Below are 21,858 nucleotides of genomic sequence, written 5' to 3' on the forward strand. Positions count from 1 at the left end.
CTCCAAACCAGCGGAAACCCCAAAAAAATGGCGTTCCCGAGGCGCCTTTTCAGTCTTTGGTTACTGTTGGTTCTGCCCCGTCACCACCAGCGGTATCTCTGCACGACGCAAGTCCAGAGCCGGCAACTTCACAGGCTGACTCAAGCCTTGCAGCACCCTGGCATCGTAATCATAAATGTCGGGCTTGAACGTCACCCGCCCATCATTGCTCAGGTCCACGGTCCAATAGGCCAACAACACCGGCACTTTCACCGGCAGCAGGATGTTCTCGGTCCTGCCATTGGCCAATTGCTTCTGAATGCCGTCGCTGTTCCAGCGCACCGGGTCGTTGAACAACAGCTCGACCAGTTGCAATGGGTTTTCCACGCGGATGCAGCCTGAACTGGTGGCCCGAACCGTTTTGGCAAACAGCTCGCGGTGCGGCGTGTCGTGCAGGTAAATCGCATAGTCGTTGGGGAAGCGGATCACCACCTGCCCCAGCGAACTGTCGGGGCCGGCATCCTGACGCAGGTGGATGCCACGCGGGTTGCTCCAGTCAACGCTGGACGGATCGAGCACATTGCCTTCGCGATCCAGCACGCGAATCCGGTTGGCCTCCAGATAGCCAGGATCGTTCTGGACTTTTGGAATCACATCCTGCTTGAGGATGGTCGGCGGCACGGTCCAGGTCGGGTTGAACGTGATGTAGGTGATTTCGGCCTGGAACACCGGCGTACTGCGCACCGGCTTACCAACTTGCACCCGCGAACGCCAGATCGGCAGGCCGTCACGGTACATCGCCACCTTGTATCCGGCGATATCGACGATCACGAACGTGCCCTGAAGTTTGTACAACAGCCAGCGGGCGCGCTCCATGTTGACCCGCACCTGATCGATCCGCGCCTCGACAGGCACGTTCAGCGCCGCCAGCGTCGCCGCCCCCGCCACGCCATCGGCCCCCAGGTATTGCTCGGCCTGATACTTCTTCACCGCGGCAATGACCTTGTCGTCGTAACCGGCTTTTTTCGACAGGCGCGGGTCCAGGTAACCGCCCGCCACCAGACGCGCACGCAATTGTGCGACCGCCACCCCATCCATGCCGGGCTTGAGCGATTGCCCTTCGGTGACTTTCGGCCAGCCGCCCGCATCACGGACCTGGCGCAACCGGGCCAGGCCTTCACGCAAATGGCGATAAATCTCTTCTTGAGGAGGCGCATCGGCGAATGCACGCGCCACGTCATGGGCATCAAGGGCGGCGAACAGGTTGTTCATGTTCTCGCGGGCATTGCCGCCGGCAGGATCGAAATTCCAGTGAATGTCCAGCCGCGAAGGATCGACTTTACCCCGTCGCAGTTGCAGCAACGCGGTGATGAACGTGCGGGTCGCCGCCATGTCGAACATTGCCCGTTGCGCCGGGGAAGGCATGGCGGCCACTAGCGACTCATGGGCCTGCGCCAGTTCGGTGATGCGAAAATCCGCCGGATTCAGGCCGTCGATCCGGGTGTCTTCGAGGCTCTTGAATAACTGGGCCACATCACGATCATCCGTCCACGCGGCGCGATAGTTGCGATGCATATAGAAATCCAGCACCACCCGGCTGACATCCACACGCTGATGACGCCTGGAGGTGAGCAACGGCGGAAACGCCGATCGCAGCGGCTCCAGCGTCGCCTGAATCGCCTGGCCAACCACGTCGTCGGGCGCTGCGGCATCGATTGCGCTACTCGCCGCAGATACCGGCTCAATCGGCGAAGTTTGCGCAAATGCCACACCACTGATCAGAAAGCCCATAAAAAATATGCGGCTTATGACGAATGACCTTGTTAATTGCACCATGGATAATCCTTAATCTCCCGTTTCAAACGGCTAGCTTCCCACTCGCTGCTAGACTCGAAATTATCATGATGAGACCCGACTATGGCGCTAAACCGCTTTGGCCTTTTATTTGCCATTTTACTGACGTGCCTTTCAGTAACGTCAGCCTACGCCGATTCGCTTGAAAACGCGCTGGTCAAAGCAGCACCAGGCGCCGACGCCAAAGTGATTGCCCTGGCCGTTCGTGCCACCCAATGCAGCCGCGCCCAAGGCATCGCCCCAGCCCAAAGACTGGCGGTGATCGATTACTCCCTGCCCTCGACCGAACAACGCCTGTGGGTCTTCGACCTTAAACGACGCAAGTTGCTGTTTCACGAACTGGTCGCCCATGGCCGCAACAGCGGTGAAAACATGGCCACGCTGTTCTCCAACCGGAACGAAAGCCACGCCACCAGCCTCGGCCTGTTCCGCACCCAGGAAAGCTACCTCGGCCAGAACGGTTACTCGTTGCGCATGGAAGGCCTGGAACCCGGTTTCAACGACAACGCCTATGACCGGGCCATCGTCATTCACGGCGCGCCCTATGTCAGCCCGGTGCTGGCCCGCGCCAATGGCCGGATCGGCCGCAGCCTGGGTTGCCCGGCCGTCAGACCGGCGATTGCCCATCGGCTGATTGATTCGATGAAGGACGGGCAGTTGTTGTTTTCCTACTACCCAGACCAGCGCTGGTTGAAGTCGTCGTCCTACATCAACTGCGGCAGCGGCACTGTAGCCTCAAGGGAAAAGTCCACGTCACGCCAGTAAGCAACGCCCCCACCTGTCAAAACTGTAATCCCCGCCTCAGCCTGCTGAAAGGCACCGCCCGCTAGCCTCGTCGACAAGTTCAACGGGCTGACGGGCGGAACACACGGCATGCATTCCCACACTTCAAGACGCACCTTCGTCAAAGGGCTGGCCATCGGCGGGCTGTTCGGCGGCCTCGGGTTATGGCGCACGCCTGTCTGGGCGATCAGCGGTCCCGGTGAACCGCAGGTGCTGGCCGGTAAAGATTTCGACCTGTTCATCGGCGAGTCCCCGGTCAACTTCACCGGCAACCCGCGCACGGCACTAACCATCAACGGCGGCATTCCCGGTCCGCTGCTGCGCTGGCGTGAAGGCGATACGGTGACACTGCGGGTGCGCAACAAACTCAAGGACAGCACCTCCATTCACTGGCACGGCATCTTGCTGCCGGCCGACATGGACGGCGTGCCGGGGCTGAGCTTCAAGGGCATCGAGCCGGGCGGCATGTACGTCTACCAGTTCACCGTGCGGCAGAACGGCACCTACTGGTATCACAGCCATTCGGGGTTTCAGGAGCAATCCGGCGTCTACGGGCCACTGGTGATCGACGCCAAAGACCCGGAGCCGTTCCAGTACGATCGCGACTACGTGGTGATGCTCAGCGACTGGACCGACGAAGACCCGGTCAGCCTGATGAAGACGCTGAAAAAACAGTCTGATTACTACAACTTCAACAAACGCACCGTGGGCGACTTCATCGACGACGTCAGCGAAAAAGGCTGGGGATCCACCGTCGCCGATCGCACGATGTGGGCCGAAATGAAGATGAACCCTACCGATCTGGCGGACGTCGGTGGCGCCACATACACCTACCTGTTGAACGGTCAGGCGCCGGATACGAACTGGACCGGGGTGTTCCGCCCGGGAGAAAAGCTGCGGCTGCGTTTCATCAACGGCTCGGCCATGACCTACTTTGACGTGCGCATCCCCGGCCTGAAAATGACCGTGGTCGCCGCCGATGGCCTGCACGTCAAACCGGTGAGCGTCGACGAATTCCGCATTGCCGTGGCGGAAACCTTCGACGTTATCGTCGAGCCGACCGAAGCGGCCTACACCTTGTTCGCCCAGGCGATGGATCGCACCGGTTACGCACGCGGCACTCTCGCAGTGAAGGCCGGACGGGTTGCGTCGCTGCCGCCACTGGACCCGCGCCCTCTGGTGACCATGGAGGACATGGGCATGGGTGGCATGGACCACGGCAGCATGGCGGGAATGGATCACAGCAACATGCCCGGCATGCAATCCCACCCAGCCTCGGAAACCGACAACCCGCTAGTGGACATGCAAGCCATGTCCACCTCACCGAAACTCGACGATCCCGGCATGGGCCTGCGCAACAACGGGCGCCGCGTGCTCAGCTATTCCGACCTGCGCAGTACCTTCGAAGACCCGGACGGCCGCGAGCCCGGCCGCACCCTCGAACTGCACCTGACCGGGCACATGGAAAAATTCGCCTGGTCGTTCAACGGCGTGAAGTTTTCTGATGCAGAACCACTGCGCCTCAAGTACGGCGAGCGCGTGCGGATCGTACTGGTCAACGACACGATGATGATGCACCCCATTCACCTGCATGGCCTGTGGAGCGACCTCGAAGACGAAAACGGCCAATTCTTGGTGCGCAAACACACCATCGACATGCCACCGGGCTCCCGGCGCAGCTATCGGGTCACTGCCGATGCGCTCGGCCGCTGGGCCTATCACTGCCATCTCCTGTATCACATGGAAATGGGCATGTTCCGTGAAGTTCGCGTGGAAGAATGAGGCGCATCCCATGATTCGATTCACCCCGGTTTTTTTCGCACTCGTGACGTCGACGGCGATGGCCGCCGCCGATGACATGCAAGGCATGGATCACAGCCAGATGCAAAGCATGGACGAGGGTCAGATGCTGCCTGCCGCACCCAGCGAAAGTCGCACGCCGATCCCGGTGCTGACCGATGCCGATCGCACTGCCGTGTATGCCGCCCCCACCGGTCACCGCGTACATGACAGCACGCTCAATTCATTTTTCCTCGCCGACAAACTCGAATGGCAGGATGCCGACGACGGCAGCACCCTGGCCTGGGATTTGTCGGGCTGGGTCGGCGGTGACATTGATCGCCTGTGGCTGCGCTCCGAAGGCGAACGCAACAATGGCGTGACCGAAGACGCAGAAATCCAGGCCCTGTGGGGCCACGCCATTTCCCCGTGGTGGGACGTCGTCAGCGGCGTGCGCCAGGACTTCAAACCCGACGCCCCGCAAACCTGGGCCGCGTTCGGCGTGCAAGGCATGGCGCTGTACAACTTCGAAGCCGAAGCCACGGCCTTCATCGGCGAAGGCGGCCAGAGCGCCGTGCGGCTGGAAGGCGACTACGACATCCTGCTGACCAATCGGCTAATCCTGCAACCGACTGTCGAACTCAACGCCTACGGCAAAAACGACCCGCGACGGGGCATCGGCGCGGGATTGTCCAACACCGAAGCCGGTCTGCGCCTGCGCTACGAAATCCGCCGGGAGTTCGCGCCTTACCTCGGTGTGACCTGGAACCGTACCTACGGCAACACCGCCGACTACGCCAACGACAAAGGCGAGGACCGCAGCGAAGCACGCCTCGTACTCGGTGTCCGGATGTGGTTCTGAACAGACTCACCTCAAACCAACAACCGCTTCCAGCGGCAAAGGACCTTGCATGCGCATGATCAAACCCACCGCAATCGTTATCGCGCTGTTCACCGGCCTGCTCATGAGCACGCTCGTTCAAGCGCACCCCAAACTACTCTCCTCCACCCCGGCGGAAGGCGCAGAAGGTGCGCCACCCGACAAGATCGAACTGCACTTTTCCGAAAACCTCGTCACCCGGTTTTCCGGTGCAAAACTGCTGATGACCGAAATGTCCGGCATGGCCCACGCGCCGATGCCGGTAAAGGCCAGGGTCAGCGGCGGCACTGATCCGAAAACCATGCTCATCGCCCCGACTACACCCTTGACTGCCGGCACCTACAAAGTCGAATGGCGCGCGGTGTCGTCGGACACTCACCCAATCACCGGCAACGTCACGTTCAAAGTGAAATGATCGATGAGCGCCCCGGCCAACGTCATTCTGCCGCTTGTAATGCAGGCGGATTTGACGCTGTTGTTGGGCGAGGCGCTGTTCGGGCTTTACAGCTTTAAAGGACAGGAACGGCAACCCCGGACGGTGTTGCCCTTTCGCGAACTCAATCGTCGTGTAGCAAACCTGAACTGTATTCGCCGAAGCTATTGCCTAGCGCACTACCATGAAAATTCATCTTATTGGGGTTGCTGTTGCTGGGCCCCGGGCCAAAGCCGGCAGGCTGCACCGAGTCGGTCGAATAATCGCGTTGGGAGCTCACCCCCGAACAGGCGCTCAACAACAAAGCACCGGCAATCAGCGAAACTTTGACGAGGTTTGCGATCATTTTTCTATTCCTGTGGGTTGAGGCGCGGGACATGACCTTGGGTGTTCATCCTATGCCTCGTCTGTGCCAGACATCATGAAACTTTGTGGAGCGACAGCGTTGGTTCAGGCCCCGTGCGCACCTGGCAATATCTCCGCCCCAACTGCCTACACAGAATCCAGTGTGTTGCATCGACCGGTTGAGTCCACAGCCATGAGCCAACCCTGTCTGTGACTATAGGCGAGGCTGACTAATGTGGTCGTACACTAACAATGAACCGTGTGCATCCACGCACGCTCAATCGGCACATGTGCGCGGTGTGTGACCTCCCTGCCTGGGAAAGCTCTGCAGGCGCTGACAAACGGCATGACGAAACAAAGTACCTGCCTGCCTTATGCAAGCTCAGTTCACACCCCCCCATGAAGCTCGCCTGACCAGCATCTGATGTAACGAATTAATTCACGGATGTTTACCTATAGAGCAGATCCTTATACGATGAAGTCCGAATTTACTGCTCTCGACTAGATCCGAGTAAGCAATGGTTGTTCTGCGCATGACAAAGTAGTTTAGAAAATTGTGAACTATAATCATCCAACACCTTGCGAAAACAAACAAATGAAAGCTGCACATTTACTCAATCATTTTCATACTTACATATAACAATTTTGAGCAACTTAAAGATGAACAGCACTGGTTCTTCAGCTGAAAACCCTAAAAACTTCAGCATAGTTATTGTAAATTACAAAACACCAGAAATCACCAAGATATGCCTGGAGTTACTGCACCAGCACCTGGACACCAACAGCACCCCAATATGGGTAGTTGACAACTACTCTGCCGATGAAAGCACTGAGTACTTACGATCGCTTGACTGGATCAATTTAATCGAGCGCTCTGTATCTGAACCAGAAGCGGGCCATATCGCGCATGGCAAAGCACTTGACATGGTTTTGGAACGTATTGACACTGATTATTTATTTCTAATGCACACCGATACATTTGTTTTCGATAAAAATGTTTTTCCGATGATGCTGAACAAATGCTTGAACAACCCAAAAATCGTAGCCGTCGGTTGTGTAGAGCAATTAAATCGTGGCACTACCAGAACGCTCTGGCGCTTTAGCTCACGACTATTCAAACACCATTTCAGACGCATGAAAATCTCCATGGGATTACGTTCCAGAGAGCCAAAGCCGTACAAAGAAGTCTACTTGAAAAGCTTCTGCACTTTGTGGAACTGCAAACTCATCAAGCAACACAATCTGCACTTTTCGATGGATGAACGCGTTCCCGGCTATACCCTCCAAGACCGCATGACCGAGCTTGGCTATTTCGTTGAAATGTTATCACCGCGTAAAATTTTCAGTTATCTGGATCACATCCAGGCCGGTACTGTCGCAGCGGCTGGTGGCTATGGAGATACTCATAGACGAACCAAAATGTACAACAACATCCTTAAGCGCCTGAACAAAACCGACAGCAAAAGCTAAGCCTCAAAGACACGCAACGAGCCGTGCGCCCGAGTCTGCTTGAAGTCACCTACAGGTCTTTAAATCAAGTTATTGGAACGGTAATGACAACCATCACTCAAGCTTTACCTATCACTCTCTCCCCGGAGCTTGATTTCGACCAGAACGCCGCCAGCGCCTATGGTCACTCAATGGCCAGTCGCTATACTCAAGCTACGCCATTTCCGCACATAGTCATCGATAACTTCTTACACGAAGACCTGATTTCGAGTATCTGCTCGCACTTCCCAGTCGAGCAAACCAACAACGAAATGCTCTACGAACGCGGCTACAAAGGACAACTCAAACGTCAAATCAGCCCCAACGAATGCACTCCCTATTTGAAGAGTATTTTCAACGCCTTTAACTCGGCCCCCATGTTGCAGTTTCTCGAAAAGCTTACAGGCATCGAAGGCTTGATACCCGACCCCTACTTTACCGGTGGCGGGCTGCATGAGACGAAAAGTGGTGGTTTCCTGGGGGTGCACTCGGACTTCAGACTCAACAAAAAGCTTAAGGTTGAGCGCAGACTGAATGTCATAATTTATTTGAATGAAGACTGGAAAGAAGAATACGGCGGCAACCTGGAACTTTGGGATGTCGACATGAAGACCTGTCTTAAAAAAGTCCTGCCCATTTACAACCGCTGTGTCATTTTCAACACAGACAAAGACAGCAATCATGGGCACCCCGAACCATTAACGACCCCAGAGCACATCACGCGCAGATCTATAGCGCTTTATTACTACACCGCAGGAACCATGGCGATCGATCCCGCACAAAGGAACAAAACCCACTACAAACCAAGGCCCAAAGATCGCTTAAGCCTCAAGTACTACATCAGCAAACTAATCAAGAAGAAAAACTAAACTACGAAACGCCCGCTGAAAGATTTAGCCAATCTGTTGCATCGACCGGTTGAATCCATAGCCTAATTCAATGGCATTTTTGGGTTCGGATGCAGCCAGGGATGTTCTGTACGTACGGCGCCCGGGCTGGATGTTGATGCATCCAGCCCGACTGCTCTTTTTCAGGTAGGTGCCGGACAGGCCGCCTGGGCGATCAATCCTTGGTCGCCGGCATCGGAAAGGCGATCGCGCAACTCAGTCACGCAACGTCATTCCCGTTTGGCCTTGATTTACCTAATCCTGATAAACTCCCCACCTCCCAGCCTCACCGACTCCAGATTCCCCATGTCCGTAACCACCGCCACACCCGCCCCGCTCTCCCGCCGTTTCTCCGTTGCACCTATGATGGACTGGACAGACCGCCACTGCCGTTTTTTCCTGCGCCTACTGTCGAAAAACGCCCTGCTCTACACCGAAATGGTCACCACCGGCGCGCTGCTCAACGGCGATCACGAGCGCTTCCTGCGTCACAACGAGGCCGAGCACCCGCTGGCGTTGCAACTCGGCGGCAGTGTTCCTCTGGACCTGGCTGCGTGCGCGCGCATGGCGCAAGAGCATGGTTACGACGAGGTGAATCTGAATGTCGGCTGCCCGAGTGATCGGGTGCAGAACAATATGATCGGCGCGTGCCTGATGGGGCATCCGCAGTTGGTGGCCGATTGTGTGAAGGCGATGCGTGATGCGGTGTCGATTCCGGTAACGGTCAAGCACCGCATCGGGATCAACGGGCGGGACAGCTATGAAGAGTTGTGTGATTTCGTCGGCACGGTACGGGATGCCGGGTGCACGAGTTTTACGGTGCATGCGCGGATCGCGATTCTGGAGGGGTTGTCGCCGAAGGAGAACCGGGATATTCCGCCACTGCGCTATGACGTGGCCGCGCGGTTGAAAACCGATTTTCCGGAGCTGGAGATTATTCTGAACGGCGGGATCAAGACGCTGGAAGCCTGCCACGAGCATTTGCAGACTTTCGATGGCGTGATGCTGGGCCGTGAGGCTTATCACAACCCTTATGTGATGGCCGAGGTGGATCAGCAGCTGTTCGGCAGTACGACACCGGTGATCAGCCGCGCCGAGGCGCTGGCGCAGTTGCGGCCTTATATCGCGGCGCATATCGATGCCGGTGGTTCGATGCACCATATCACCCGACATGTACTGGGCCTGGGCACCGGGTTTCCGGGGGCGCGCAAGTTTCGGCAGTTGTTGTCGGTGGATATCCACAAGGCCAGGGAGCCGTTGGCCTTGCTGGATCAGGCGGCGCAGTTGCTGGAAGGACGTTAAGCGCCAGCATGAAACACCAGGTTGCAAGCCACGCAACCTGGTGCGGTTGTTCAGAGCGCCGTCGCTTCAGTCCAGTTGACCCAGCCGAATACCCAGGTCGCCAGGATCAGTAAACCGAAGGCAATGCGATACCAGGCGAACACGGCGTAACTGTGGCTGGCGATGAACTTGAGCAGACCCCGTACGGCAATCATGGCGAACACGAACGCTGTCACGAAGCCCAGGGCAAAGACCGGCAGGTCGCTGGCCTGGAACAGGTCGCGGTACTTGTACCCCGAGTAGACCGCGGCGCCGACCATGGTCGGCATGGCCAGAAAGAAGGAAAATTCGGTCGCTGCCTTACGCGACAAACCAAACAACAGCCCCCCGATAATGGTCGATCCCGAGCGTGAAGTGCCGGGAATCATCGCCAGGCATTGCGCGAAACCGACTTTGAGGGCGTCCGTCCAGCGCATATCGTCGACGTGATCAACGTAAACCACATGTTCACGTCGCTCGGCCCACAACATGATGATGCCGCCCACAACCAGTGCCATTGCCACGGTGATCGGGTTGAACAGGTACTCGTGAATCTTGTCGGCGAACAGGACACCCAGGACAACGGCCGGTATAAAGCCAATCAATAGATTCAAGGTAAAACGCTGTGCATTGCGTTGGGTTGGCAAACCGCTGACGATCTCGAGGATCTTGCGTCGGAACTCCCAGACCACTGCCAGAATCGCCCCCAGTTGAATAATGATGTTAAAGGCCATCGCCCGCTCACCATCGAAGTCGAGCAAGTCCGCCACAATGATCTGGTGCCCGGTACTTGATATGGGCAGAAACTCCGTGAGCCCTTCGACCATACCTAAAATCAACACTGTCACGGTTGTCCAAAAATCCATTTATCCCCCGTTTAGACCCTTGTAGTGCTCGTGTGAAGGGTCTGTTTGCTGTTCGAGCATTTGGATTTCATCGCAACAATGCGCATCCAGAAAAGAAAAATATCAGGCCTGACGTTAGTTAGCCCTGATGAAACCCATTCGGGCAACACGAGAGTAAAACGCATTAAGCCGCACATTTAAACCGGTCGTTATCAAATGTCCACCACCAGCACTGGCCCGCAAAAAGTTATAGATCAGTTATTAATGGATATATCCTCACAAAAAAAGCTTGAGTGCATCTGGCAAACAAGAAATTTTCAAGAGTTGAAACTCCCTGGATATGAAACGAAACGCGATACAATCTTCAGCCACATGTACAGCCTATGGGTTCGAAAAATCGGGATGCCGACGCAAAAGATGGCATAATGCTATGCCCTGCTAAGCACGAAGTGTCCCGGATCATTCCCCCGCCCTTACCGCGAAAGAGCAAGCGATCACGTCAGATTCATCAACAATGTTAGAAAAAACGTGTCGACCGCTTCAAATTCCGATGAAATGTTACCAATTGTCAGTCACAAATGAGAATGGGTGCTTTAACATTCAAATGCCAGCACCCATCCGAGTCAAAGCATGATGCTTATAGGGAAAATAACGACTTCAGGCCACAGCGAAGTGAAGGAGGAGACAGGTGTTCTCACCATCGGGCGAACCCATACGCTAGCTGAGGGCTTTAGGGAATTAGTCGCAAGCCACGTAGGCAAGGATATTGCCGTTGATGCAATGTGCTATAGCAACTCATTCAACAGGAACAAGAGTCCTAGTTCATACCGTGCAATTTTTATCGTTATCGACAGCCCTCAAGCGTTTGCTGAAAGCCTTACCTTGATCGAAGGTCTTCGCGCCGACAATCTGGCGTCAATAATTTCTGCAGCCATCATGGGCCCAGGCACCTTCAACAAGATGAAGTACTATCTTGCGGGAGCCGATTACTGCATAAACCTCAACAGTACCCCCGACGAAAATGCCGAGGTACTTTCCGAGTTTTTTGACAGTCCGGAATGGCAGAAGAAAAACAGCCTGTTTTTAGACCCCACTCGCATGTGCCTTATTGGGGACTATAAAAGACTTGACGTATCGTTTGCGGAAATGAGAATTCTTGAGGCTTTTTCACAAACAAAAAACCATATTTTGAGCCACGATGAAATCGCCAGGATCATGGGGCTGAATATAAATTTTTATGACCCAAGAGCCCTGGAAAAATCAATCAGCCGCCTTCGCGGCAAAATAAAAGGCATGTATGGCACCAACGCCATTCAAAGCATCCGTGGACATGGATATCGTTTAATCAGGGGTCTGATCTCGACAACCTGATTCTTAATGTAGAAGGGAGTTTCTGTATTATGAACGCAACAGGGAGCGTGCCACTTTATGATCACGCTGAGCATTACCTGTCTCGACAATTGATCCTCACTCGGGATGACTGCCCGTTTGGCAGCGAGATCAGAATACATTTTGACGACTCCGCTTCCGCGCCCTGCGCGCCAGAGGCGTATCAGATGAGTGGGATCTACAGTGAAGTACTGATGCAAACCAGGCTCATTGCCTTCTCGCTAAAAGATCGCGACACCACTAACGGAAACAAATACTTAAGCCGTAGATTTGTTTGCGTGGGACAGTCAGATCTCGCCAACCCTGCGCTCACGGAAGAGTTGATACAGGCCGGCGCCACTCTGCGCGAATTGGGCCAGACACTGGTTATCGCACTCAATGAGCTACCCCTCTCAGCGGTCAGTTTCGCAGAAAAAAAGAAAATCCTTCACAACGTATATCTATTGAAAGATCACGGCATAGAAATCGCGCTCGACGACTACAACATCGACGATGAACGTATCGAAATCTTTACAACCATGAATCTATTCGACTATATAAAGATTTCCATTTCCTCTCTAGACTTGAGCCTCAAGCTCAGTGGCAACCCAGAGTTGTTCAATCGTCTCCACGAACGCATGACCATGCTCAGTCACAACACTAAAGTCTCCTTTATAGCGGACAGAGTCGAGCATGCTGCTAGCCATATACTGGCACGCGCGCTGCCCTTTGATTACTTCCAAGGGAGTCATTACTCCCCTGCCGACAACCTTTAAATCGATACCCAGACGTGCAACTCAGGAGAGAGCCATGGATAGCAGCACAACCCTCCCTAAAAAATACTTTGTCGTGGTTACTCACAACCCCGCACTACAACTAGAGCTTGAGGCATTTCTGTCCAGCAAGCGATATAACACTTACGGTACGTCACAGGCAAAGATGTTTTTTGAAGGCGTTGCCCCACCCACTTCTGCCCCCAAGCTTATGGAATTCATTTCCCCGCATGTGGCCAGAATGGTCCCGCCGGTTATCAAGCATGATACTCAGCGCATACTTTCGACGCTCAAGTCCGAATGGCAAACTGCCCAATCCGTAACGAAATTTACGCACTTCACATCAACTGCGGACAACTCCAGAGATTACACCAAGGAATACGCCTCCCAGACGGCCATACCGCACACTCCACTGACTGAAACCTGGCGACTGAGCGATGGCAGCGACGCGTTGATCAAAGATGACGTGGAGATTGTCTTGACTGGCCTGGAGGCCACGTTGCTTAAAAAAATGCTGCACCATGATGATCGAGTGGTCAGCAAGGACGACCTTATCCGCAGCATCGGCAGAGAACCTGAACATTATCGAGGCCTCGAAATGTGTCTAAGCCGGTTACAGGAAAAGTTTAAAAATGCCAGTAATGGCGAACGCCTTTTTCGTGCAGTCAGGAATCGCGGGTACTGCCTGATACAAAAAATCGTACGCGGGAAAAGCCTGACCTGAGCTAATGAATGGCCGAACTGGTAGTGCACGACAACAATAAAAAACGCACACCCACTTATTTAATTCCTGCCTTTCCCCCTCTGTAAATCAATACCCGCCAGCTTTTATCGTCGACCATTTCTAACACACCCTGCCTCCTCCCAATATATCGGGCCAACGACTTAATCACCCGTTAAAAGTCGTCAGACAGCGCTCAAGCCAATAACTTAACCTATTTGCTGACGACAGCGCCGACCTCTGGCGTTTCACGTCGTCCAGGCATCGCCTCCTTATAACAATAATAAAAATTGCTAGATCAATTTTGGCTCTTGTCTGTCGTCACGGAAATGGAACGTATTTTGGGGATATCGCATGGTTAACAATCTTCGTATCAATCGAAATACCACTCTCAAAGGACTGACCTTCTGGGGACAGTGGGCAGTGGGCCAAGGCTTCGTTGTTGGCCTGTTATTACTATTGGTTTATTACCAGACTGGTACGGTTGAGTTCTATTATCGAGTATGTGCAACGCTTACTGTACTTGCATCGGTTCCAGCCTATTCCTGGTGTGGCGTCTATGCAAAGAAGGACAATTTCCTGGAGGGTTTGGTAAGACTTCTGATGGGTTGGTCAATGACACTGGCAGCGTTAGCTATTGTCGCCTTTCTCTGCAAGGCCAATGAACTGTTTTCTCGTCAGATCATTCTGATATGGGCTGTCTTCAGCTACATCGGGCAGGCGCTGTTGTACGTCCCGCTGCATGGTTTTTCGAAGTACTACCAACGGGCGCTACAAATTGAGCGTAGAACGCTGATTGTTGGTACTGGCGAACTGGCGCTGGGACTGGCTAACAAGCTTCGTGCTCTCGAGCACTTCCCATTGGTCGGCCTGGTAAGCTCCGACACCACTCCTTTGCTGGAGACAGGTGCGCCACCTGTCGTAGGCCCGCAAGAGGAACTACTAGACCTGATCAAAACTCATGACATCCGACGCCTGTACATCACTCTACCCTTGAGCGAAGCGGCACAAATCGAAGAAATGTATGTCGACTTGCTGGATGCCAACGTAGATGTGGTCTGGGTGCCGGACTTGAACAGCCTGACGCTGCTCAATCACTCAGTCAGTGATGTGGATGGCATGCCGGCAATCCATTTGATTGAATGCCCGCTGACCAGCCAACCCACTGCCGCGTTGAGTAAAAGCCTGTTCGATAAAAGCGTGGCGCTGATGGCCATTATCGCTCTAAGCCCGTTACTGTTGATCATTGGCCTGGCCGTCAAACTCACCTCCCATGGTCCGGTATTTTTCAAACAGGACCGTCACGGGTGGAACGGGAAGGTCATCAAGGTCTGGAAGTTTCGCTCGATGCGCGTGCACGACGATCACGAGGTAAAACAGGCCAGTCGTAACGACTCGCGGATTACCCCGATCGGGCGCTTTATCCGTCGCACTTCCATCGATGAGTTGCCGCAATTGTTCAACGTCTTGCAGGGTCATATGGCGCTGGTCGGACCACGCCCTCATGCCGTTGCGCACAATAACTACTACTCCGGCAAGATTCTCGCCTACATGGCGCGCCACCGGATCAAACCGGGGATCACCGGCCTGGCTCAAATCAACGGTTGCCGCGGCGAGACCGACACCATCGACAAGATGCAGAAGCGCGTCGAGATCGACCTTAAGTACATCAATAACTGGTCGTTGTGGCTGGACGTGAAAATCCTGGTGAAGACGCCGTTCACCTTGTTGTCGAAAGACATTTATTGATGGTGCACCTGCAGGCTAACCAAGAGACGCAAGCCATTTGCGCACTGCGTTAGCCTCGTCACTCGTGGCTGGATCTTTCACCAGCCACGCCTGCAACTGCAGCGACAGGTTGTTCTGCTGTCGACTTTCCTGGCGATGTTCATCGCCAACTTCTTTTAAATCTCCGCTCGATACCGTACAGCCTGCTGAGCAGATTCAGGGCAATATCGGCATGCCCGGACTTATCATCAGGCAAGCGCAACGGCGGTAGTTGACCGCAAAAAAGTGGATATCGGGCAATCACGTGACGGCATAAATCTGTTCGCGAGCCGGAACGTCAGCTACGCCATAAAGATGCGGTCCTGACTGAGACCGCTACCTTCCCGGTGCTGCGAAAAAAGCTTAATGCCTACTGAGGGGGAGCGAAGACGAGAGCAACTAATTTTGTTGCCAGAATGGTATCTGCTCGTTGATTGGCGGGCCGGGACCAACGCGCCGTGTCAATGCTTACTGATATTAACCAAGGGGACGCTAATTCTCTGCTCACGTTGCAGCAGTGTCATCAGGAGCAACACACGCTGCTCTCCCTCCATCGCCAGGAAGATCGCTTCCACATCGACAAAAGGCCCCTCATTGATACGCACCCTCTCTCCACAGGCAAACAGAGCCTCCATGGGGGCTTCGCTATCGTGGTTATAGAGTTGTGCGATCACGCCATCACTTACGGGCAGCGGCTTGCCTCCAAAACTGACAATTCGCAATACACCGCGGGTAGAACGCAAAGGTGCCCAGCTCTCACCTGAGCCGAGCTGGATAAACAGATAACCCGGAAATAGCGATTCGCGAATAATCCGCCTACGCCCCTGCAAATCACGCTCGCGCCGGTGCGTAGGGCGAAAACAGGTATATCCCTGGTTAACCAGATTGATCTCTGCACGCTCGTCCTGGCTCGCCTTGCATTGAACCAAATACCATGCGCTAGCAGTGAGACTCTCAGGCAAGGTCGTTTGAACAGCCGAAGCACTATGGATGGACACAATCAGCCCCTTCTGCGCCAGTATGGTCAAGTAGCTCCGTGGCTTTCTCCTCGACCTTGCGACGGATTTCTCCCAAGGCTGGAAGCGCACCTGAAAAACGGAGTTGGCCGATCATCAAAACTTAGCCCTTTAAAAACACGCGAAACTTATTGGCAATAAACGAATACCGGGGACGCTTTACCCAAGGCAATCGCCTACACTTATCATCAAACTACACTTCACATGTGTTTAACACAGCCCAACACTGGACAACACAAAAAAAGCCAAAACGTTATAATTCGTCCGATAACATCCAGAAATGTTATTTAACGCGTTATTTAATATCTGGCTTTATATCTGGATATTTTTTTTACTACATGGCATTCATTAGTGCGTGGCATTTAATGGTTGATGTTGCCGTGGGTTGCCAGTTATGATTTTTAGCATAGCAACTGTCAAGCACGCTCCAAGTCCAGATTCCAGCAGACCAGAGTCTTTGCAGTGAAAAGTTTCATCCAGCTCGGTAACTCCTCACGGAAAGAGGCACACACCCAATAGCTGCAAGCCGTCACAAAAGTGCCATTGAAGAAAAACAGAATTTCAGTCTTTCCAATTGCACCATCACCACAAGTGTGGAATTTCCAGGGAGGTTGCCTTGTTTAACAAGATTCTAATCGTTTGCATTGGCAACATTTGCCGAAGCCCTACTGCAGAACATTTGTTGCGAGAAGCACTGGTCCGGTCCGACATAGAAGTCAGCTCCGCGGGTCTTGGTGCGCTACAAGACCACCCGATCGAGCCCACCGCCCGGATCGTACTGGAAGAGCATGGCCATCTGCCAAAAGAGCATAAAGCCAATCAACTGACCCCTGCCGCTATCAGCGAATCAGATCTGATCCTGGTGATGGAGCAACAGCACATAGACCGCGTCCTCAAGCTCGCGCCTGAAGCGCGCGGAAAGGTCTTCTTGCTGGGCAAGTGGCAGAACAACCGCGAAATCAGCGACCCCTACCGTCAAGGCAAACCTGCTTTTGTGCACGCATACGCGTTGATTGAAGAAGCAGTAAACGCTTGGGCAAAGCGACTCGCACGCTAAACCATTCCTCGAATACCTGTTAAAAAAGAACCCACATATGCAGCAAACTCCAGCATTAACCTCACATGACGATGATGATGAAATCGACTTGATGGGCCTACTCGGGACACTGGTCGATCATAAATGGTTGATTGCCGGGATCACTGTTGCCTCCATGGCCGTTGGTACGGCCTATGCGGTGTTGGCCAATCCTGTTTACCAGGCAACTGCCTTGATACAGGTGGAGGCCAAAAAAAATGACATGCTCGGCTTCTCCGATATCAACAGCATGTTGGGTAAAGAGTCACCTTCAGCCACAGAAATTGAATTAATCAAATCGCGCGCCATCATCGGCAAGGTTGTCGACAATCTATCGCTCGATATCACTGTCGAGCCGAATCGTTTTCCGGTGATCGGCGACTTTATTGCTCGTCGGTTCAAACCAGACGATGTTAATACGGTCGCGACGCCATGGCTTGGCATGAACAGTTTTGCCTGGGGTGGCGAAACCCTGAAAATATTTCAGCTTGAACTCCCACAAGAGCTTCTGGGAGAGGAACTAACTTTCGTCAGCGGTGAAAGCGGCCACTTCACTTTGCTGGATGAAGACGACAATGTCCTGGTCGAAGGCCAAGTGGGCCAAGCCTATGACAAAGACGGCATTAAACTGCAAGTTGAAGTGTTACAGGCGAATCCCGGTACAACGTTCAGCATTGTACGTGACCCACGCCTGACCAGTATTTTGAAGTACCAAAAGGTACTTGATGTATCAGAACGCGGTAAAGAATCCGGCATGATCGGGCTTGCTCTTGAGAGCACGGAACCGGATGAAGCCATTCAAATCCTCAATGAAATCGCCAAGCTCTATGTGCGGCAAAATGTTGAGCGGACGTCGGCCGAAGCCGCTCAAAGTCTGGAGTTTCTACAAGATCAACTGCCTCAGGTCCGTAAAGACCTGGAAAAAGCCGAAAACGCCCTGAACAAGTATCAGATTCGTAGTAAATCCATCGATATCAGCCTGGAAGCCAAAGCCATTCTTGATCAGATCGTGGCGCTTGATACCAGCATCTCCGAATTGAAATTGCAGCAAGCGGAAATGGATCGCAAGTTTACCCGTCAGCATCCCGCCTATCGGGCCTTGCTCAGCCAATTGGGCGAGCTGACAGCCAAGCAGGATGGCTTGGCCAAAAAAGTCGAGGGCCTGCCTTCAACACAGCAAGAACTTCTTAGCCTCACCCGCGATGTAAAAGTCAGCACCGAAATTTATACCCAGCTCCTGAATAAATCACAGGAACTGGATGTAATGCGTGCCGGCACTGTGGGTAACGTGCGCTTGATCGACACCGCCGATGTGGATCTGCGCAAGCCCGTTAAACCCAAGAAGATTCTGATCGTACTCATTGCCACCCTGTTCGGGGCTTTTCTGGCTACTGCATTGGTGCTTTTTCGCAAAGCCCTTAACCGTGGCGTGGAAAATCCGGATCAAATTGAACAGCTAGGCTTGCCGGTGTACGCATCGATTCCTTTCAGCACACTGCAAAAAAGTGAAGAAAGCAAAATCCTCCGTAGTAGCCGAGGCCGCGCCAACAAGGTCGCCCCCATACTGGCCAGCAGTCACCCCACCGACCTGGCCATAGAAGGATTGCGCAGCCTGCGCACCAGCCTGCACTTCGCCATGCTCGAAGCCAGCAATAATCGCCTGATGATCTCCGGCCCGAGCCCAAAAGTTGGTAAAACTTTCGTTTCCGCCAACCTCGCTGCAGTGATCGCTCAGACCGGTCAGCGTGTATTGCTTATCGACGTGGATATGCGCAAAGGGTATCTGCATAAAGTATTCGGAGTCCCCGCTGAAAACGGGCTTTCTGATTTACTGGTCAAGCGCTGCGACCTGGCAACCGCGATCAATAAAACTGAACTCGAACATCTTGACGTTATCGGCCGCGGACAAATACCGCCCAACCCTTCAGAACTGCTAATGCACGCGAACTTCAGTGCCTTTCTGGACCAAGTCAGCGCCCAGTACGACCTGGTGATTCTGGATACTCCACCGTTGCTGGCGGTGACGGATGCGGCGATTGTCGGCCGCCAGGCGGGCACCAGCTTGATTGTGACGCGCTTTGCACTTAACCCTGTTCGTGAAATTGAATTAACCATGCGCCGCTTTGCACAAAATGGCATTGATTTGAAGGGCGCCATTTTCAATGGCGTTGAAAAGCGCGCCTCGGCCAAATATGGCTATGCCGATTATGGTTATTACAACTACGAATATAAGTCAGAGAGTGTTTAAGCTACACCACAGCCCTGACGATAGTCGCGTACGCCCACTAACAGCATCCTAAGCACCGCACTCTCTGCATCTGCAACATCAGATGCAGAGTCATTGATCATTCAAGCCACTCTCTGGGGCGGATCGGATGCAGGAGCTGAGCGCAATACAGTAATTGAATTGAAGATAGGGCATCATGCCGCATAGCCATGGCCTCTTGCATCACTTGGCCCATCACTTCGATTGGACATTTGAAATCGAAACGCTTACGTGGGCGCATATTCAGTTGCAGCGCTATGGCATAGAGCTCCTCCTGGCTGTGTACTGACAAGCCAATCCCTCTGGGCAATTACTTGGCGTATCAGCCCGTTGATTATCTCATTGCTACCGTGCTGCCAGGGCTGTGAGGGTCACAAAAGTAGATAGCCACAGTGCTCCTCTGAGTAATTTCGACGTGCCGCGCCATCTCCCGGCCCTGGTCGTAGGTCATGCTTTTACGCACCGCATGCGATTGAGCGCCGCACTGAAACCCTCCATCGCAGATGGTCTGCCGTCGCATCATTCATTTCACCAGCATCAAGTAACCACTGGTACGTTTCACCAGGGTGCCTAGAGACGATGCATTGGCTTTACCTTTGATTAAATTGCCTTCCCAATTTCCCGGTATTAGCCGGTCTTCAATCTCTGGCGAGCGCACGTGAGTGCTGACCATCTCGGGAATCTGGCCGCGTCTACCCACTCCACCAGAGAGAGGCCTACGGGCCGGACTACCTCTGGTGGAGCTTACCGACGGCAGCGCGTAGATCACGGTGTAGAGCGTTTCGCGCCAGACGTAGGCTTCTTTGAGGTGGGTTATGTTCATGTTCTGCCCAGCGTGCCAGCGATCTGCTTGGGAGACAAAAGCTCACACAGCATATGATTCACTAATTCGAAACATTTGCTGCCCGGCAGCAGCTTGCATTTGGGCCGATAGTTGGGGTGGCGAGCCTGCATGTATTGCTGGGCAGTAAGTACCGAATAGCGGCCACAGACCTTTCGGTTGTGACGCAACTCTCGGCTTACCGTCGAGGGCGCTCGGTTGATCAAACGGGCGATCCACTAAAGCGCAGGTCTTAGCTGAGCTGGATGGTGACGCGTACTTCGACGCTGAGTTCGTTATAGGACATGAGGGCAACACCGCACCGAAAAAGTCAGGTGTTGCACTCAGTTTTTGCGGCCGCCTAACTCCCCACCTACTTACTTAACGAAGCCCTTTGGATTCATCGATTGCCAACGCCAGGTATCCGACATCATTTCATTCAAACCTCGCGTTGCTTGCCAGCCCAGATCCCTCATCGCTTTGGAAGGGTCTGCCCAACAACGGGCAATGTCCCCAGGACGGCGCGGCACGATACGGTAAGGAATGGAGCGACCTGAAGCCAGTTCAAACGCCTTGACGATCTCAAGCACGCTATAGCCATCGCCGGTACCCAGGTTCCAGACCTTCAAGCCTGTATCCCCTTCGATTGCCTGAAGCGCCTTCAAGTGCCCTTCCGCCAGATCAACCACATGGATGTAATCACGCACGCCAGTGCCGTCGACCGTCGGGTAGTCATCGCCGTACACCGACAGTTCTGCAAGACTACCGACTGCCACCTGGCTGATGTAAGGCACCAGATTGTTCGGAATGCCTAATGGATCCTCGCCCATTTTCCCGCTCGCGTGTGCACCCACTGGGTTAAAATAGCGCAACAAGGCAATACTCCAACGTGGATCAGCCGAACTGGTATCTCGAAGAATATTCTCAATAATCAACTTCGACTGACCATAAGGATTGGTCGGTGTACCCGTTGGGGAGTCTTCATTGATCGGCATTTGCTCAGGCGCACCATAGACCGTTGCCGACGAGCTGAACACCAGACGAAAAACCCCTGCAGCTACCATCGCCTGACACAAAATGATCGTGCCTGATACATTCGACTCGTAATAATCCAGTGGTTTCTGGACACTTTCTCCCACCGCCTTGAGACCAGCAAAATGCAATACCGCATCAATTGAGTAACGCTGGAAAATATCATCCAGCATTTGTCGGTCCCGTATATCGCCCTCAATCAATACCGGCGCCTTTCCACAGATAGATCTCACCGCACTCATTGAGGCACGTGAGCTATTGCTGAAATTATCCAGCACCACGACATCAACACCAGCGTCAAGTAGCGCCACTGTCGCGTGCGAGCCGATATAGCCGGCTCCACCTGTAACCAGTACGTTCATTGAACAATCCATCGCTAACGAGTGAAGCACCAAATAACAAAGAATGTAGGCGCGTTATTGTTGAT

The 21,858-nt window shown here is 53.7% G+C and carries 18 protein-coding genes and 1 pseudogene; 13 read left to right on the top strand and 6 right to left on the bottom strand.

Going from position 1 to position 21,858, the window contains the following annotated elements:
- Positions 1-60: 60 nt before the first annotated feature.
- Positions 61-1,815: a L,D-transpeptidase family protein gene (locus AC07XF_RS12880; protein WP_495026773.1), complete on the bottom strand. Its 1,755-nt coding sequence runs from the start codon at positions 1,813-1,815 to the stop codon at positions 61-63.
- A gap of 81 nt (positions 1,816-1,896) precedes the next feature.
- Between AC07XF_RS12880 and AC07XF_RS12885 the strand changes: the two genes are divergently transcribed.
- From AC07XF_RS12885 to copC, 4 genes are all read left to right on the top strand, one after another.
- Positions 1,897-2,598 (top strand): murein L,D-transpeptidase catalytic domain family protein, encoded by a 702-nt coding sequence (locus AC07XF_RS12885; protein ID WP_495026774.1) that lies wholly within the window; start codon positions 1,897-1,899, stop codon positions 2,596-2,598.
- Between the two features lie 108 nt (positions 2,599-2,706).
- Positions 2,707-4,398: a copper resistance system multicopper oxidase gene (locus AC07XF_RS12890; RefSeq protein WP_495026775.1), complete on the top strand. Its 1,692-nt coding sequence runs from the start codon at positions 2,707-2,709 to the stop codon at positions 4,396-4,398.
- Between the two features lie 10 nt (positions 4,399-4,408).
- On the top strand, positions 4,409-5,257 hold the full coding sequence (locus tag AC07XF_RS12895) for a copper resistance protein B (RefSeq protein ID WP_495026776.1): 849 nt from the start codon (positions 4,409-4,411) through the stop codon (positions 5,255-5,257).
- A gap of 49 nt (positions 5,258-5,306) precedes the next feature.
- Positions 5,307-5,690, top strand: a complete 384-nt coding sequence (gene copC, locus AC07XF_RS12900; protein WP_495026777.1) for a copper homeostasis periplasmic binding protein CopC — start codon at positions 5,307-5,309, stop codon at positions 5,688-5,690.
- A 142-nt stretch (positions 5,691-5,832) separates the two neighbouring features.
- On the opposite strand, the gene AC07XF_RS12905 is transcribed toward copC, so the two are convergent.
- On the bottom strand, positions 5,833-6,054 hold the full coding sequence (locus tag AC07XF_RS12905; RefSeq protein ID WP_495026778.1) for a hypothetical protein: 222 nt from the start codon (positions 6,052-6,054) through the stop codon (positions 5,833-5,835).
- A gap of 659 nt (positions 6,055-6,713) precedes the next feature.
- Between AC07XF_RS12905 and AC07XF_RS12910 the strand changes: the two genes are divergently transcribed.
- The 3 genes from AC07XF_RS12910 to dusA all read left to right on the top strand — a co-directional run bounded on the left by AC07XF_RS12910 (position 6,714) and on the right by dusA (position 9,730).
- The gene (locus AC07XF_RS12910; protein WP_495026779.1) at positions 6,714-7,523 is read left to right on the top strand and encodes a glycosyltransferase; all 810 of its coding nucleotides are present in this window, start codon (positions 6,714-6,716) and stop codon (positions 7,521-7,523) included.
- Positions 7,524-7,606: 83 nt separating this feature from the next.
- Positions 7,607-8,410 carry a 2OG-Fe(II) oxygenase gene (locus tag AC07XF_RS12915; protein ID WP_495026780.1) on the top strand — a complete coding sequence of 268 codons (804 nt, stop codon included), beginning with the start codon at positions 7,607-7,609 and terminating at the stop codon, positions 8,408-8,410.
- A gap of 324 nt (positions 8,411-8,734) precedes the next feature.
- Positions 8,735-9,730, top strand: coding sequence for a tRNA dihydrouridine(20/20a) synthase DusA (gene dusA / locus AC07XF_RS12920; RefSeq protein ID WP_495026781.1), 996 nt, complete (start codon positions 8,735-8,737; stop codon positions 9,728-9,730).
- Positions 9,731-9,780: 50 nt separating this feature from the next.
- Here the strand turns inward: dusA and AC07XF_RS12925 are convergent, their stop codons facing one another.
- On the bottom strand, positions 9,781-10,614 hold the full coding sequence (locus AC07XF_RS12925; protein WP_495026782.1) for an undecaprenyl-diphosphate phosphatase: 834 nt from the start codon (positions 10,612-10,614) through the stop codon (positions 9,781-9,783).
- 609 nt (positions 10,615-11,223) lie between these two features.
- Here AC07XF_RS12925 and AC07XF_RS12930 point away from each other — a divergent pair.
- The 4 genes from AC07XF_RS12930 to AC07XF_RS12945 all read left to right on the top strand — a co-directional run bounded on the left by AC07XF_RS12930 (position 11,224) and on the right by AC07XF_RS12945 (position 15,204).
- On the top strand, positions 11,224-11,964 hold the full coding sequence (locus AC07XF_RS12930; RefSeq protein ID WP_495026783.1) for a winged helix-turn-helix domain-containing protein: 741 nt from the start codon (positions 11,224-11,226) through the stop codon (positions 11,962-11,964).
- A gap of 29 nt (positions 11,965-11,993) precedes the next feature.
- Positions 11,994-12,737: an EAL domain-containing protein gene (locus AC07XF_RS12935; protein WP_495026784.1), complete on the top strand. Its 744-nt coding sequence runs from the start codon at positions 11,994-11,996 to the stop codon at positions 12,735-12,737.
- Positions 12,738-12,771: 34 nt separating this feature from the next.
- Positions 12,772-13,458: a winged helix-turn-helix domain-containing protein gene (locus tag AC07XF_RS12940; protein WP_495026785.1), complete on the top strand. Its 687-nt coding sequence runs from the start codon at positions 12,772-12,774 to the stop codon at positions 13,456-13,458.
- A 351-nt stretch (positions 13,459-13,809) separates the two neighbouring features.
- Complete coding sequence (locus tag AC07XF_RS12945; protein ID WP_495026786.1) at positions 13,810-15,204, top strand: undecaprenyl-phosphate glucose phosphotransferase; 1,395 nt, start codon at positions 13,810-13,812, stop codon at positions 15,202-15,204.
- Between the two features lie 479 nt (positions 15,205-15,683).
- Here AC07XF_RS12945 and rfaH read toward each other — a convergent pair whose 3' ends face one another.
- Positions 15,684-16,214, bottom strand: coding sequence for a transcription/translation regulatory transformer protein RfaH (gene rfaH / locus AC07XF_RS12950; RefSeq protein WP_495026821.1), 531 nt, complete (start codon positions 16,212-16,214; stop codon positions 15,684-15,686).
- A gap of 640 nt (positions 16,215-16,854) precedes the next feature.
- Here rfaH and AC07XF_RS12955 point away from each other — a divergent pair.
- Positions 16,855-17,295, top strand: a complete 441-nt coding sequence (locus tag AC07XF_RS12955) for a low molecular weight protein-tyrosine-phosphatase (protein ID WP_495026787.1) — start codon at positions 16,855-16,857, stop codon at positions 17,293-17,295.
- A 37-nt stretch (positions 17,296-17,332) separates the two neighbouring features.
- A complete protein-coding gene (locus AC07XF_RS12960) occupies positions 17,333-19,561 on the top strand; it encodes a polysaccharide biosynthesis tyrosine autokinase (RefSeq protein ID WP_495026788.1) in 2,229 nt (742 codons plus the stop codon).
- A gap of 97 nt (positions 19,562-19,658) precedes the next feature.
- On the opposite strand, the pseudogene AC07XF_RS12965 reads toward AC07XF_RS12960, so the two are convergent.
- A pseudogene (locus AC07XF_RS12965) lies at positions 19,659-20,706 on the bottom strand (IS30 family transposase).
- Positions 20,707-20,776: 70 nt separating this feature from the next.
- Positions 20,777-21,793 carry a UDP-glucose 4-epimerase GalE gene (galE, locus tag AC07XF_RS12970; RefSeq protein WP_495026789.1) on the bottom strand — a complete coding sequence of 339 codons (1,017 nt, stop codon included), beginning with the start codon at positions 21,791-21,793 and terminating at the stop codon, positions 20,777-20,779.
- Between the last annotated feature and the right edge of the window lie 65 nt (positions 21,794-21,858).

The organism is Pseudomonas sp. GW821-FHT01C01, from assembly GCF_059422645.1.